The sequence below is a fragment of the Aeromonas sp. TW 6 genome (assembly GCF_013168745.1).
Taxonomy (GTDB): Bacteria; Pseudomonadota; Gammaproteobacteria; order Enterobacterales; family Aeromonadaceae; genus Aeromonas; species Aeromonas caviae.
The window spans coordinates 19124-33262 of sequence record NZ_JABERS010000027.1 but is presented as its reverse complement, the minus strand read 5'-3'; the positions used below and the strand labels follow the sequence as shown (position 1 = coordinate 33262).

General features: G+C 64.4%; 12 protein-coding genes. 8 read left to right on the top strand and 4 right to left on the bottom strand.

Annotated features, from left to right (window positions below):
• Positions 1-216 precede the first annotated feature (216 nt).
• A complete protein-coding gene (astB, locus tag HKD46_RS13945; RefSeq protein WP_010673894.1) occupies positions 217-1554 on the top strand; it encodes an N-succinylarginine dihydrolase in 1338 nt (445 codons plus the stop codon).
• Positions 1555-1784: 230 nt separating this feature from the next.
• Here astB and sohB read toward each other — a convergent pair whose 3' ends face one another.
• Complete coding sequence (sohB, locus tag HKD46_RS13940) at positions 1785-2792, bottom strand: protease SohB (RefSeq protein ID WP_042880316.1); 1008 nt, start codon at positions 2790-2792, stop codon at positions 1785-1787.
• Between the two features lie 224 nt (positions 2793-3016).
• Between sohB and HKD46_RS13935 the strand changes: the two genes are divergently transcribed.
• The gene (locus tag HKD46_RS13935; RefSeq protein WP_171865556.1) at positions 3017-3772 is read left to right on the top strand and encodes a YciK family oxidoreductase; all 756 of its coding nucleotides are present in this window, start codon (positions 3017-3019) and stop codon (positions 3770-3772) included.
• A gap of 89 nt (positions 3773-3861) precedes the next feature.
• Entirely contained in the window at positions 3862-4746 is an 885-nt protein-coding gene (locus tag HKD46_RS13930) for a LysR family transcriptional regulator (RefSeq protein WP_043155907.1), read from the top strand.
• Positions 4747-4817: 71 nt separating this feature from the next.
• Here the strand turns inward: HKD46_RS13930 and HKD46_RS13925 are convergent, their stop codons facing one another.
• Positions 4818-5990: an MFS transporter gene (locus HKD46_RS13925; protein WP_039040518.1), complete on the bottom strand. Its 1173-nt coding sequence runs from the start codon at positions 5988-5990 to the stop codon at positions 4818-4820.
• 164 nt (positions 5991-6154) lie between these two features.
• Between HKD46_RS13925 and HKD46_RS13920 the strand changes: the two genes are divergently transcribed.
• Both HKD46_RS13920 and HKD46_RS13915 read left to right on the top strand, forming a co-directional pair.
• Complete coding sequence (locus HKD46_RS13920; protein WP_010673889.1) at positions 6155-7294, top strand: MalY/PatB family protein; 1140 nt, start codon at positions 6155-6157, stop codon at positions 7292-7294.
• A 148-nt stretch (positions 7295-7442) separates the two neighbouring features.
• Positions 7443-8798 carry a TAXI family TRAP transporter solute-binding subunit gene (locus HKD46_RS13915; protein WP_171865555.1) on the top strand — a complete coding sequence of 452 codons (1356 nt, stop codon included), beginning with the start codon at positions 7443-7445 and terminating at the stop codon, positions 8796-8798.
• A 63-nt stretch (positions 8799-8861) separates the two neighbouring features.
• Here HKD46_RS13915 and HKD46_RS13910 read toward each other — a convergent pair whose 3' ends face one another.
• Positions 8862-9764, bottom strand: a complete 903-nt coding sequence (locus HKD46_RS13910; protein WP_041212603.1) for a LysR family transcriptional regulator — start codon at positions 9762-9764, stop codon at positions 8862-8864.
• Positions 9765-9954: 190 nt separating this feature from the next.
• Here HKD46_RS13910 and HKD46_RS13905 point away from each other — a divergent pair, with 190 nt between their 5' ends.
• The 3 genes from HKD46_RS13905 to HKD46_RS13895 all read left to right on the top strand — a co-directional run bounded on the left by HKD46_RS13905 (position 9955) and on the right by HKD46_RS13895 (position 12738).
• Positions 9955-11211 carry an adenylosuccinate synthetase gene (locus HKD46_RS13905; RefSeq protein WP_171865554.1) on the top strand — a complete coding sequence of 419 codons (1257 nt, stop codon included), beginning with the start codon at positions 9955-9957 and terminating at the stop codon, positions 11209-11211.
• 178 nt (positions 11212-11389) lie between these two features.
• Entirely contained in the window at positions 11390-11923 is a 534-nt protein-coding gene (locus tag HKD46_RS13900) for a YbhB/YbcL family Raf kinase inhibitor-like protein (RefSeq protein WP_049637270.1), read from the top strand.
• An 11-nt stretch (positions 11924-11934) separates the two neighbouring features.
• A complete protein-coding gene (locus HKD46_RS13895) occupies positions 11935-12738 on the top strand; it encodes a helix-turn-helix transcriptional regulator (RefSeq protein ID WP_171865553.1) in 804 nt (267 codons plus the stop codon).
• A 102-nt stretch (positions 12739-12840) separates the two neighbouring features.
• Here HKD46_RS13895 and tyrS read toward each other — a convergent pair whose 3' ends face one another.
• Positions 12841-14040, bottom strand: a complete 1200-nt coding sequence (tyrS, locus tag HKD46_RS13890; RefSeq protein ID WP_171865552.1) for a tyrosine--tRNA ligase — start codon at positions 14038-14040, stop codon at positions 12841-12843.
• Positions 14041-14139 lie beyond the last annotated feature (99 nt).

The window sequence follows — 14139 nt, the reverse complement described above, 5'->3', positions numbered from 1 at the left end:
AAGCCGGGGCGCGGGAAGCAACCGCTTTTTTGTTTTTATGCTATATCCCCCCCTTTTTTAGATTGGAAATGACATATCCAGCCACCCTTGTGACATAAAAACCCATTCTGGTTATCAGCTTGTTACAAAGGATGAAATCTCTTTATAATGGCCGCACACCGCAGCTTTGTGCGCGGAAGGAACCGCTCCCCATATAAAAATCGAAAGGATGTGATCATGAAGCACTTCGAGGTCAACTTCGACGGCCTGGTCGGCCCCACCCACAACTATGCCGGCCTCTCCTATGGCAACGTCGCCTCCCAGAGCAACGCCAAAGAGGCCTCCAACCCCAAGGAAGCGGCCAAGCAGGGGCTGCGCAAGATGAAGGCGCTGACCGACCTCGGCATGGTGCAGGGCGTGCTGGCCCCCCAGGAGAGGCCGGATCTCGCGACCCTGCGCCGCCTGGGCTTCACCGGCAACGATGCCAGCGTCCTGGCCCAGGCCGCCAGACAGGCCCCCGCCGTGCTGGCCGCCTGCTACTCCGCCTCCAGCATGTGGACTGCCAACGCCGCCACCGTCTCCCCGAGCGCCGACACCCAGGATGGCCGCATCCATTTCACCCCCGCCAACCTGACCAACAAGTTCCACCGCTCCCTGGAGCCCGAGGTGACCGGGCGCATCCTGCGGGCCGTGTTCAACAACGATCGCCACTTCTATCACCACCAGCATCTGCCGGAGAACGACCACTTCGGTGACGAAGGCGCCGCCAACCACACCCGGCTGTGCCGCGCCTATGGCGAAGCGGGGGTCGAGCTGTTCGTCTATGGCCGCAGCGCCTTCGACGTCTCCCAGCCCGCCCCCAAACGCTATCCGGCCCGCCAGACCCTGGAAGCGAGCCAGGCCATCGCCCGCCTGCATGGCCTTGGGGATGAGAGCGCGGTCTTCATTCAGCAGAACCCGGACGTGATCGATCAGGGGGTGTTCCACAACGATGTCATCGCGGTGGGCAACCAGAACGTGCTCTTCTTCCACCAGCAGGCGTTCCTCAATACCGACGCTGCGCTGGCCGAGGTGCGTACCAAGTTCGGCGACGGTGAGCTGCACTTCATCGAAGTGCCGACCAGCGAAGTGTCGGTGCAGGATGCGGTGAAATCCTACCTGTTCAACACCCAGATCCTCACCCTGCCATCCGGCGAGATGGCGATCATCGCCCCCACCGAATGCCGCGACAACCCGGCTGTGTCCGCCTATCTGGCCAGGCTGGTGACCCTGGGCACCCCCATCAAGGACGTCCACTACATGGACGTGAAGCAGAGCATGAGAAACGGCGGCGGCCCCGCCTGTCTGCGCCTGCGGGTTGCCATGAACGACACCGAGCTCGCCGCGGTCAACCCGGCCTGCCTCATCACCGACAACCAGTTTGCCCGCCTGGATCAGTGGGTCGAGAAGCACTATCGCGACAGCCTGGCGCTGGACGATCTGCGGGACCCCTCCCTGGTGCTGGAGACCCGCACCGCCCTGGACGAGCTGACCCAGATCCTGAAACTCGGTTCCGTCTACCCCTTCCAGCGCTGAGGTGCGCCATCGGCCTGCAGAGCCGACGCAATAAAAAAAGAGAGCCGGGCAATGCCCGGCTCTCTTTTTAGTCCTTTGCACTGAGCTATAAAACCTGTTCACGAGCTGTAGCGAGAGATCGTCAGCAAGGTGAAGAGCAGCGCAGGAACCGGAGTGTGTAGATACACATGAGGATTCCGAGCAGCACATGAGCCATGATCACGACCTCGCAGTAAGCTCGAAACAGGTTCTCAGCGCCAGGGGCTCTGCTGCCACAGGCGGCCGAGGGCCCCCTCCAGCCCCAGTGCCGCCTGCTTGCCAAGCTTCTGGGTCAGGCTCCTGGGTTTGCTGTAGCGGATGCCGACCACCTTGTGATGGCTGGCCTGGGCCAGCAGGTAGTCATCGCTGGTGCAAAGCGCATCCACCAGTCCGAGCTGCTTGGCCTGGCTCGCCAGCCAATGCTCGCCGGTGGTCACCTTGTCGATGTCGAGACCGGGTCTGTGCTCGGCCACGAAGGCCTTGAACTGTTCGTGGATGGCCCCCAGCTCCTCGCGAAACTTCTCCCGCCCCAGATCGTCGTTCTCGCCGAACATGGTGATGGTGCGCTTGTACTGGCCTGCGGTGTGCATCTCGAATTCGATGTCGTGCTTCTTGAGCAGCTTGTTGAAGTTCGGCATCTGGGCAATCACCCCGATGGAGCCGACGATGGCGAACGGCGCCGCCAGGATCTTGTCCGCGACGCAGGCCATCATGTAGCCACCGCTCGCCGCCACCTTGTCGATGGCCACGGTCAGCGTGATGTCCTTGTCCCGCAGCCGCTGCAACTGGGAGGCGGCCAGGCCGTAGCCGTGCACCACGCCGCCGCCGGATTCGAGGCGCAGCAGCACCTCGTCCCCGGGCCGGGCCACGCCTATCACGGCACTCACCTCTTCCCGCAGGGAGGCCACCTCCTTGGCATCCATGCTGCCGTTGAAGTCGATGACGAACAGCCGGCTGCGCTCATCCTCCCCCTTGGCTTTGGCCTTGTGCTCCGCCTTGCGGGTCTTCTCCATCTGCTTGCGCTCGGCCTTGCCCGCCAGGGCTGCCTGCAGTTGATGGCGCCCCTGCTCCAGCTCGCCGGAGAGATCGGTCACCACCAGCTCCCCCTTGCGGGATTTGGGCTGGCGGCTGCTCGCCACCATCAGGATGACGGCGCCGATGGCCAGCAAGAAGGTGAGGGTCTTGGCCAGAAACAGGCCGTATTCGGTCAAAAATGCCACTTGATGCTCCGCTCAATGTCCGGTTTTTTCACATAGTAAGGAGTTTGCCCCCCTCGCGCAAAAACTCTGCCATCTCCCGTGCCAAGGGCGGAGGGATCGACGCTATCGCCCTGTTTTATTCACATTTTTGCCGTCTCATACTGGTCAACTGCCGGGCCGGGTCAGTACACTTGCCCACTCGATTCGTTGCACCAAGCCGCCAGGCATTGTTAACAGGAGTCCACATGCTCGACTATCAGGCCCCCCGTGATCTGCTCAAGGACAAGGTCATTCTGGTGACGGGCGCCGGTGACGGCATCGGCCGCGAAGCGACCCTCACCTATGCGGCCCACGGTGCCACCGTGATCCTGCTCGGGCGCACCAGTGCCAAGCTGGAGGCTGTCTACGACCAGATTGAAGCGGCCGGTCACCCCCTGCCCGCCATCGTGCCAGTGGACTTGAAAGGGGCTACTGCCGCCCACTACCGCGGCATGGCGGAGACCTTCGCCCAGCAGTTCGGCCGCCTCGACGGCGTGCTGTTCAACGCCGGGCTGCTCGGTACCCTGTCGCCGTTCGAACACATTCAGGAGCAGGAGTGGGACGAGGTGATGCAGGTCAACGTCAAATCCGAATTCCTGCTGACCCAGGCGCTGCTGCCCCTCATTCGCCAGACCGCCAAGGAGCACGGCGAGGCGTCCATCGTCTACACCTCCTCCAGCGTGGGCCGCAAGGGGCGCGCCTACTGGGGCACCTATGCCATTTCCAAGTTCGCCGTCGAAGGCATGATGGAGGTGCTGGCGGACGAGCTGGAGAACACCAGGGTGCGGGTCAACACCCTGAACCCGGGCGGCACTCGCACCAGGATGCGGGCCAGCGCCTTCCCGGCGGAAGATCCGCAAACCCTCAAGACCCCGGCCGATCTGATGCCCCTCTATCTCTACCTGATGGGGCGTGACAGTCAGGGCCAGAGCGGCAAGACCTTCGTGGCCCAGCCCAAATAAATCAACAAATCAACCGGATGGGATTACAGTGAAGAGGGGGTGCCAAGGCGCGCCCTGTTGAATCCCATCGGCCCCAGACAGGTTGCACTATGTTTCGTCCCAAGAGCACGTTTGAGCAATGGCGGATCTTTCAGGCAGTGGTGGACTGCGGCGGTTATGCCCAGGCTGCCGAGGCGCTGAACAAGAGCCAATCCTCCCTCAATCATGCGGTTGCCAAGCTGCAACAGAGTCTGGGGGTGGCCCTGCTGGAGGTGCGGGGGCGCAAGGCGGTGCTGACGCCGGCGGGGGAGATCTTCCTCAAGCGGGCGCGCCAGCTCAGCCAGCAGGTGGAAGAGCTGGAGAACCTGGCCAACAACCTGGAGCGGCAGTGGGAGCCGCAGATCAACCTCTATGTGTCCGTGGTGCAGCCGCGGGAGCGCCTCTACCGGGCGCTGGCCCACTTCTATCCCCGCAGCCGCGGTTGCCGCATCAACCTGCACGAGCGGATCCACTGCCACTTCAATGCGCTGCAGGCGGGAGATCTGATGCTCTCCGAGCACCTGCCACAGGATCGCACCGGCCTGCCGCTGGACGAAGTCTGTCTGCTTCCTCTGTGCGCAGCGGGCCACCCCCTTGCGGAGCAGGGAGAGTCCATCACCGCCGAGGTGCTGGCCAGCCACAACCAGATAAGCCTGCATCCCCCCATCCACCGCTCGGTGGACTGGAACGATGCGGACGACACCGGCTGGAAGGCGACCCACTATCATGAGGTGCTCAACATGGTGCGCCTTGGCATGGGTTACGCCTGGGTGCCCCGCCACCTGGTGCAGGAGGAGCTCGCCGAGGGCTCGCTGGTGCAGCTCGACCTCACCGGCGGCAGCGAGCGCTATCTCTACACCTACCTGCTCACCCCCTCGGTGGAGGCGCTGGGGCCGGCGGCCGAGCTGCTGCTGCGCTGCCTGCGCATCGAATACCAGGGAGACAACCCCAGGTAAGGCCGCTTCTTCCCCGCACGACCGGGGCACTGGTGCCGGCACATCCGGGCATCGGCTCCCTTTTGCATCCCCTATACGTTGGGGACCCGCCAGCAGGCGGCCAGCGCCATCAGCGCCAGGGCCGCCGCCACCATGAAGACCCCGTGGAAGCTCCAGAGCTCCGCCACCGTCCCCGCGATGGCCCCCGCCATGATGGAGCCGGTGCGGATGCTGTTGGAAAAGAGCGTGGTCGCCACCCCGGCGCGCCCCGGCATCAAGTCCTGGAAATAGGACATGCCGATGCCGGCCACGATGCCGATGAAGATGGCATTGAGCAGTTGCAGCGCAATGAGGGCATGCTGGCTCGACAGGGTCACGAGACCGCCATAGAAACCGACCCCGGCCAGCACCGCCAGCAGCATCATGGGCCGCTTGCCGAAGCGCCGGGTGTAGTAGCCCGCCAGCAGCATGAAGGGGATCTCCAGGGCCGCCGCCGTGCCCATCAGCAAACCGGCCAGCTTCTCCTCCAGCCCCAGCTCGCGGGTGATGTAGAGGGGCATGTTGATGAGGTACATGCTGTTGCAGGTCCACATCAGGGTGGAGGCGATGAAGAGCGCCCGCACCGACGGATCCCGCCAGCTACTCACCCGCTCCACCTCGCTGTCCATCACCGGCAGCGGCAGGGAGGGAAGCCAGCGCCACACCACGAAAGCGCAGATGACATAGGCCAGCGCCGAGGCCAGATACATCACCTCAAAGCCGTAACCGATGGCGAGCGCGAAGGCGATGGGCGGCCCTATCACCCAGGCCAGGGAGAACTGGGCCCGCAGCACCGAGCTGAACATGTCGGCCTGTTTGTTGCGGCTGTCGGCGTATTCCCGCGCCAGGGCGAACAACTGCGGGCTGGCGGTGGCGGTCAGGCTCGCCAGCAGCACCCCCAGGCTCACCAGCAACCAGTACTGCCGGTTCCAGGCAAACAGCAGAGAGAGCACGATGCCGGCGAAGCAGCAGCGCAGGATCAGCTGCTTGCGATCCCCCTTGTTGTCGGAGCGGTGGCCGAGCCACTGGCTGATGAGGATGCCGATCACCGCGTTCACCGTGTAGAAGAGCCCCACCAGGAAGGGGCGCACCTGCACCTCCTCGGCCAGAAACAGGCTCAAGGTCGGCACCTGCAGCGCCACCGCCACCCCGGTCATGAAGGTCACGGCGAGAAACGAGAGAGAGACGGGATCCGGCCTCTTGCGGGCAACAGACAGCAAACTCATAGAGATACCATTGATATGGAAGAAAAAAAGGAGCCAGATGCGGGCGGGCTTGGCGTATGGCGGCGGCTATTTTATGTCATTATCAACAGCCACCTCAAGGGTTGCGGGGGGGCGTCCAAGTCCGTACATTGGAAGCCCATCCAGCGCCAGTACAAGGATTTAACATGTTTGATTTTGACCGGGAAATAGATCGCAGCGGTACCATGAGCCTGAAATGGGACAAATACAAGGGTCAGGATGTCCTGCCCATGTGGGTCGCAGACACCGACTTCGTCTCTCCCCCCGCCGTACTGGAGGCCCTTACCAAACGGGTCGCCCACGGCATCTTCGGCTATTCGCGCCCCTCTCCCCGGCTCATCGAACTGATCGTATCGCGTCTGGCCAGCCGCTATGGCTGGACCATCCAGCCCGAATGGCTCGTCTTCCTGCCCGGGGTGGTGCCGGGCCTCAATCTCGCCTGCAAGGCCTGGAGCCAACACGGGCGCGGCATCATCACCCCCAAGCCGGTCTACTACCCCTTCCTGCAGGCGCCGGGCTTCAATGACCGCCCCCTGCTCACCGTCCCCGTGGTGGAGGAAGAAGGCCGCTGGGTGCTGGATCTCGAAGAGCTTGAGCGTCAGGCCCCCTCGGCGGATCTGCTGCTGCTGTGCAACCCCCACAACCCGGGTGGCACCGTCTTCACCCGGGAAGAGCTGCTGGCCATCGACGCCATCGCCGAGCGCCACAACCTGGTGATCTGCTCCGACGAAATCCACTGCGACCTGCTGCTGGACAAAGATGCCCGCCACATCCCCTATGGTGCCCTGAGCCCGGAGGCGGCCGAGCGCTCCGCCGTCATGATGGCGCCGAGCAAGACCTTCAACATCGCGGGGCTGTGCTGCTCCTTCGCCGTGATCCCCAATGCCCGCCTGCGGCTCAAGCTGCAACAGGCGATGCGCGGCATCAGCGCCGACGTCAATCTGCTGGGGTTCGTGGCGGCCGAGGCGGCCTATGAGGGGGGCGAGCAGTGGCTGAATGAACAGCTCGACTACCTGGCCGGCAACCTGGCCCTGATCGAGCAGGCCGTGGCCCGCTGGCCCGGCGTCAAGCTGGCCCGCAACCAGGCCACCTACCTCGCCTGGATCGACATGAGCGCCCTGGGCCTGGACGATCCCGTCGCCTTCTTCGAACAGGCGGGCGTGGGTCTCTCCCCCGGTGCCCAGTTCGGCAACGGCCAGTTCGTGCGGCTCAACTTTGGCTGCACCCGGGCCCGTCTCACCGAGGCCCTGGCCCGCATGGAGAAAGCCATTCTCCAGACCCGCTAGCGAACCGTACCGGGCGGCGGCCCCAGGCCGCCCGGTGCGCGCGAAAGCGGTAAAATCCGTTCAGCTTCCCGTCTGATACGGATAAGATGAGGCTCATCACCGGATGAGCCCGCCTCCTCCTTATGTTCAGCCACGGTTTCGGTCCACTATGCGCCCATTCGCCTTCTCTGCCCTGTTGCGTCTGCCACGTACCGCCCTGCCCTGGCTTGCGGCCGTGCTGGCGCCCTCCCTCTTCGCCTCCCCCGCCTATGTCACCATCGGTACGGGAGCCCTCAACGGCGTCTACTACCCCACAGGGGGGGCCATCTGCCGCCTGCTCAACGAGGAGAGTGCCCGCCACGGCCTGCACTGCACGGTGCAGAGTACCTCGGGCTCCATCGCCAATCTGGCGGCGCTCGCCAAGGGAGAGGTACAGCTCGCCCTGATGCAGTCGGATGTGCTCTACCATGCGGTGCACGGCAGCGGCCCCTTCGCGGGCCAGGCCCCGGACGATCAGCTGCGCAGCCTCTTGCGGCTCCACAAGGAGTCCCTGACCCTGATTGCCAGCGCCACCAGCAACATCACCACCCTGGCCGACATCAAGGGCAAGCGGGTCGATGTCGGCGCCCCCAACTCCGGGGACAGGGTCACCAGCCGGGCCCTGCTCGATGCCATGGGGTGGCGGATCGCCGACTTCAGCCGCCCGCCCGTGATCTCCGCGGGCAACCGGCTGGAGGGGCTCTGTGACGGCACCCTGGATGCCGCCTTCGTGGTCGCCGGTCACCCCAATCAGGCCATCGGCGATCTCACCGGCCGCTGTCAGGCCCGCCTCATTCCCATCGAGGGGGAACAGGTGGACAAGCTGCTCAAGCAGCACCCCTACTATGATCGCAGCCGCATTGGCGCCAACCTCTATCCGGGGCAGACAAGCGGCGTCAATACCTTCGCCGTCACCGCCGAACTGGTGGCGCTGGCCAGTCTGCCCGAGAGCGAGGTGCACACCCTGCGGGACGTTCTGAACGAGCGGCTCAAGCAGTTCACCCGGCTGCATCCGGCACTGACCACCCTCACCTGGGAAGGCATGCAGGCGGGCAGCATCGCCCTGCTCCATCCCGGCATGCTGGATGCCGTGCCCACCATCCCGGCGGACACCCTCACGGCATCCGGTGCCGGGGCGACATCGGGTGCCTTGCCGACCTTGTCCCCGGCGAGCAGCGCGGCCACACCGACCGATGGGACAGGCCCCCTGGAAGGCACCGCGCCACTGGAGGGGTCCGACACCTTGCCGGAGCAGCCGGCCGCCGCGACCCTCTCAACCAGTTCGGGGGCGGCCTCCACCAACCAGGCCCCGGCCCTGACCGAGCCGCCCACACCGGGCAGCGCAACCCTGGCGCCAGGCCATCCCCTGACCCCGCCTGAGGCGCCCGCCTCGGCGGCAACGCCGCTGGAGGCGCCATCACCGGAGGCCATGTCGGCCAGCCCGCCCAGCCACGCGGTGGGGACCACAGCCCCCGCCGGGCAATGAACACCAACCAAGAGGCCACCCCAGGGGTGGCCTCTTGGTTATCGGGAACGGGCGCCTGGCCTGTCACGGCGCCAGCAGCAGCGCCGGATTCTGGATCTCCTCCTCCACCCAGTGCAGCAGTTGCTTGATGGCCCGCGACAGCACCTGGTTCTGGCGCACCACGTACCCCAGGCTGGTACCGGGAAAATCGGTGAGCCGGGTCACCGGGGCGGTCAGCTTGAGCCTGGGGTGAAGGGAGAAATCCGGCACGATGGCGACGCCAAAGCCCGCCTCGGCCCAGTCGAGCTGGGCATCCACGCTCCCCACCTCCATGATGCGGCAGCTCGGCAGGCCGAGCAGGGGCAGGGAGGGGTCGATCAATGCCCGGGTCCGGGTGTCGTGCCCCAGCAGGATCAGGGTCGGCTCGTCCAGAGGATCGCTCTCTCCCGAGCTGGCCCGCGCCTGCCAGCGGGCCAGGCCGTGCCCCAGGGCACACCAGGTCACCTGCTGCAACTCGGTGTAGAAGAGCGGCTCGCTGCGCTTTTGTGCCATCACGAAGCCCAGATCCGCCTTGCCCGCCCGCACCAGATCCGCCGCCTGATCCGAGGTGGTGTTGAACAGGGTGAGGTCGATGCCGGGGAAGGCCTGCTTGAAGCGCTGGAACGGCTGGATGAGCAGCAGGCGCGAGATGATGTCGCTGGCGGCGATGGCGAGCGTCCCCTGGCTCAACTGGCTCAGGGCATTGAGATCGGACTGGCAGAGCTGCAACTCGTTGATGGCGCGCTCGGCGCTTTGCAGCAGCCGCTCCCCCGCCTGGGTCAGGCGAAACGGGCTGCGCTCCACCAGCTTGACCCGGGTCGCCTGCTCCAGGTTCTTGAGGTGCAGGCTCACATTGGGTTGCGTCATGTGCAGTTCGGTGGCCGTCTGGCCGAAGTGCTGCAACCGGGCCAGGGTGACGAAGGTGTGCAGCCAGTGAATGTCCAGCATGGGGTTCCTCTTCTCCCGGGTCGATGGCTGGGCCAGCGCCGCCAGGGCACGGGCACCACACAAGGGAGCGCGGTGTCGATAATTGCACCGGAATTATATGGCTTCCTTATCGGAATTATAAAGATAATTAATTTTTCTAATCCTCACGGGGCTCCTAGGATGGACGCCTAACGTCTTAGGAGAAAGAGTCATGTCGTCTATCGTAGTCGTAGGTGCTAACTGGGGTGATGAAGGCAAAGGCCGCATCGTCGATTATCTGGCAGGCCAGGCTGGCGCCAGTATTCGTTTCCAGGGCGGCAACAACGCCGGCCACACCGTGGTCAACGATCTGGGCACCTTCAAGCTGCACCAGGTGCCGAGCGGCGTCTTCAACCCGGATTGCCTGGTCGTGCTGGGCCCCGGCATGGTGATCAGCCCCGAGAAGCTCACCGTCGAGCTGGAAGAGGTCAAGGCCTCCGGCGTCATGCCCAAGCTCGCCATCTCTGACCGTGCCACCCTCTGCCTGCCGCTGCACGCGCTGGAAGACACCCTGGAAGAGCAACGCCTGGGTGACGGCGCCTACGGCTCCACCCGTCAGGGCATCGCCCCGGCTTACGGTGATCGGGTCATGAAAAAGGCGATCCTGGTGGGCTGGCTGAAACAGCCGGACGTGCTGGTCGAGCGCATCCAGTTCATGCTGGACTGGAAACTGCCGCAGATGAAGGCTCTCTATCCGGACTTCGAATTCACCCAGACCGCCCAGGAGATGGCCGACTGGCTGCTGGAAGTGTCCGCTCCCTGGCTGGACGCCGTCTGCAACGTCAGCATGCCCCTCAAGGCGCTGCAAGCCGAAGGCAAGACCCTGCTGTTCGAAGCCCAGCTGGGTGCCGGCCGTGATCTCATCTACGGCGAATACCCCTGGGTCACCTCCTCCCACGTTTCCGGCGCCTACGCCGGCATCGGTGGCGGTCTGCCGGGCCTGCGCCCGGAGCGCGTCATCGCCGTGGCCAAGGCATTCAGCTCCTCCGTCGGTACCGGCACCCTGCTGACCGCCATGGAGAACCAGGACGAGTTCCGCAAGATCACCAACGAGTTCGGCGCCACCACCGGCCGTCCCCGTGACGTGGGTTACTTCGATGCCGTTGCCACCAAGAACGGCGTCGAGCTGCAGGCTGCCACCGAAGTGGCCCTGACCAAGCTGGACTGCCTGACCGGTCTGCCGGATCTGAAGATCTGCGTGGCCTACGAAGGTGCCCACACCGAGAACCCGATCTGGCCGCAGACCGCCGCCCTCACCCCCGTCTACGAGAAGATGGAGAGCTGGAGCGAAGACATCAGCGGCTGCCGCACCTTCGCCGAGCTGCCCAAGGCTGCCCAGGACTATGTGCTGCGCATCGAAGCCCTGCTGGGCGTGCCGGTGCCCATGGTCTCCGTCGGCCCGGGCCGTGACGAGATGATCCTGCGCTAAGGCCCCTCGCCTCTCCCAAAAACCGGCATCCCAGGATGCCGGTTTTTTTTATGCCCCTCAAAAGCCCCGAACAGCTCACAAAAGCCGTCTCCATGGCATAATTTGAGCCATACGGGCACTCTGTTTTGAGCCAGCCCCCTTAGAGTGAATGCCATATTCACACAAAGGAGTGCCCATCATGAGATCCCCCATTATCCCGCTGCTGCCCCTGTTCTGCCTCGCGGCTCTGCCCGCCGGCGCCATGACCCTCAAGAGTACCGACATCCGCGAGGGTGAACCCATGGACAAGGTCTTCAGCTTCAACGGCTTTGGTTGCAGCGGCGAGAACCGCTCCCCCCAGTTGAGCTGGCAGAGCCTGCCCGCCGGCACCCAGAGCGTCGCCATCACCGCCTATGACCCGGACGCCCCCACCGGCAGCGGCTGGTGGCACTGGCTGGTGGTGAACCTGCCGGCCAGCCAGAGCGAGCTGCCGAGCAATGCCTCCGGCAAGATCAAGCAGGGACTGGAGCTTGGCACCGACTACGGTACCCAGGGTTATGGCGGCCCCTGCCCGCCCGCCGGTCACGGCATGCACCGCTACCAGTTCACCGTCTGGGCCCTGCCCAAGGCGCTGGAGGTGAAGGCCAACACCCCGCCCGCCATGGTAGGCTACATGCTCAACAGCCTCGCCCTTGGCAAGGCCACCCTGACCGCCACCTTCACCACCCCCTAGGAGCCCGCCCGATGAGCACGCCCCTGCTGCAACTGAATCACTACTTCGGGATCCGCCAGCAGCCCCTGCGCCGGGTGCTCATCTACGCGCCGACCCTCATCTGGGTGCAGCAGGGCCGCAAGCAGCTGTGGTGGCGGGAGCAGCGCCTCTCCTTTGACAAGGAGAGCTGGCTGCTGATCCCGGCGGGTCACCGGCTCACCTTCGTCAACCAGCCGGAGCAGGGCACGTTTCGCTCCCAGGCGCTCACCCTGCTGGCCCCGCCACCGGCCGAGTGGCTGGCAGAGAGCACCCTCGATCTCCTCAAGCCACCGGCCATCAGGGTGACGTCAGCCCTCGCCTTCTGCTTCGATCTCGTCACCACCATGGCGCAGCGGCAGCTCTGCGAGACGGCCCAGACCCAGCTGCTGCAAGGGTTTTATGGCGAGCTCAGGGAAGCGGGGGGCCTTGGCCTGCTCTTTCCTGCCACCACCATGACCCTGGGGGAACGGCTGGCCCGTTACCTCAGCGTGGAGCCTGGTCTTGATCACCGGCTCGAGACGGTAGCGACCCACTTCGCCATGAGCCGCGCCTCTCTGGTCCGCAAGCTGGCCGCCGAGGGACGCAGCTTTCGCCAGGTGCTGACCCAGATACGCCTGGGGCACGCCCTCACCCTGCAGCAACAGGGGCTCACGCCGCTTCAGACCGCCCTCGCCTGTGGCTACGACTCCCCCGGCCGCTTTGCCGCGCGCTTCAAGGAGGAGTTCGGCCTGACCCCCCACCAATACCTGCGTACCTGCCCTGGGAGCCATGCCGCTCGCCAGGTAGGAGAACGCTGATCGCCCCTCTCCTTTGCATGACATCGAACGCCATGCTGCTCCCAAAAAACAAAAAGGCCTCCGCAAGGGAGGCCTTTTTATGGCGGCGCCAGAGGTGGCGACTTACTTGACGATCACCCGGGCAAACTTGCGCTTGCCGACCTGGTAGACGGCGGTACCGGCACCGATGAGTGCCTTGCCATCTTCCAGCTTCTCGCCGTCAACCTTGACCGCGCCCTGCTTGATCATCCGCAGCGCTTCGGAGGTGGTGGCCACCAGATCGGCATCTTTGAGCAGGTTGGCGATGGCCAGCCCTTCGCCTTCCAAAGCCAGCTCGACTTCCGGCATTTCGTCCGGAATGGCGTTCTTGGAGAAGCGCTGGGTGAAGTCTTCGTGGGCCGCTTCGGCCGCCGCCTCGTCGTGATAACGGGCGATGATCTCTTTGGCCAGCCAGATCTTCACGTCGCGCGGGTTGAGAGTGCCGGCAGCAATGCCCGCCTTGAACTCTTCGATTTCAGCCAGCGGACGGAAGGAGAGCAGTTCGTAGTAGTTCCACATCAGATCGTCGGTGATGGACATGATCTTGCCGAACATCTCGCCCGGGGCATCGTGCACGCCGATGTAGTTGGCAGCGGACTTGGACATTTTCTTGACGCCATCCAGGCCCACCAAGAGCGGCATCATCAGCACGCACTGGGTCGCCATGCCGGCATCTTTTTGCAGCTCGCGGCCCATCAGCAGGTTGAACTTCTGATCGGTACCGCCGAGCTCGACGTCCGCCTTCAGCGCGACCGAGTCATAGCCTTGCAGCAGCGGATAGAGGAATTCGTGAATGGCGATGGACTGGCCGTTGCTGTAGCGCTTCTTGAAGTCGTCGCGCTCCATCATGCGGGCCACGGTCTGCTTGGCCGCCAGCTTGATCATGCCGGTCGCGCCCAGCTCGCTCAGCCAGGTCGAGTTGTACTCGATGCGGGTCTTGGCGGGATCGAGGATCTTGAACGCCTGCTCGGCATAGGTGAGGGCGTTGTGCTTGATGGCCTCTTCGGAGAGCGGCGGACGGGTGGCGTTCTTGCCGGAGGGGTCACCCACCATGGCGGTGAAGTCACCGATCAGCAGGATCACTTCATGGCCCAGATCCTGGAAGGTCTTCAGCTTGTTGAGGATCACGGTATGACCCAGGTGGATGTCCGGCGCGGTCGGGTCCATCCCCAGCTTGATGCGCAGGGGGCGCCCTTCCTTCAACTTGGCGATCAGTTCTTCTTCAACCAGAATTTCTTCCGCTCCGCGCTTGATCTCGGCTAGCGCCACCTCGAGCTGGGACATTTTTTGACTCTCCAATCACGATTCCACAGGGCCAGACATATTACTGGAATGGCGGGCCAATTGGAAAGGCGGTAAACTCCGACCTTCTTCCGGGTTCAA

Excerpts from the sequence above, each read along its gene's own strand:
- astB (WP_010673894.1), top strand. The coding sequence starts at position 217 with ATGAAGCACTTCGAGGTCAACTTCGACGGCCTGGTCGGCCCCACCCAC.
- HKD46_RS13935 (WP_171865556.1), top strand. The coding sequence starts at position 3,017 with ATGCTCGACTATCAGGCCCCCCGTGATCTGCTCAAGGACAAGGTCATT.
- HKD46_RS13930 (WP_043155907.1), top strand. The coding sequence starts at position 3,862 with ATGTTTCGTCCCAAGAGCACGTTTGAGCAATGGCGGATCTTTCAGGCA.
- HKD46_RS13925 (WP_039040518.1), bottom strand. The coding sequence starts at position 5,990 with ATGAGTTTGCTGTCTGTTGCCCGCAAGAGGCCGGATCCCGTCTCTCTC.
- HKD46_RS13920 (WP_010673889.1), top strand. The coding sequence starts at position 6,155 with ATGTTTGATTTTGACCGGGAAATAGATCGCAGCGGTACCATGAGCCTG.
- HKD46_RS13915 (WP_171865555.1), top strand. The coding sequence starts at position 7,443 with ATGCGCCCATTCGCCTTCTCTGCCCTGTTGCGTCTGCCACGTACCGCC.
- HKD46_RS13910 (WP_041212603.1), bottom strand. The coding sequence starts at position 9,764 with ATGCTGGACATTCACTGGCTGCACACCTTCGTCACCCTGGCCCGGTTG.
- HKD46_RS13905 (WP_171865554.1), top strand. The coding sequence starts at position 9,955 with ATGTCGTCTATCGTAGTCGTAGGTGCTAACTGGGGTGATGAAGGCAAA.
- HKD46_RS13900 (WP_049637270.1), top strand. The coding sequence starts at position 11,390 with ATGAGATCCCCCATTATCCCGCTGCTGCCCCTGTTCTGCCTCGCGGCT.
- HKD46_RS13895 (WP_171865553.1), top strand. The coding sequence starts at position 11,935 with ATGAGCACGCCCCTGCTGCAACTGAATCACTACTTCGGGATCCGCCAG.
- tyrS (WP_171865552.1), bottom strand. The coding sequence starts at position 14,040 with ATGTCCCAGCTCGAGGTGGCGCTAGCCGAGATCAAGCGCGGAGCGGAA.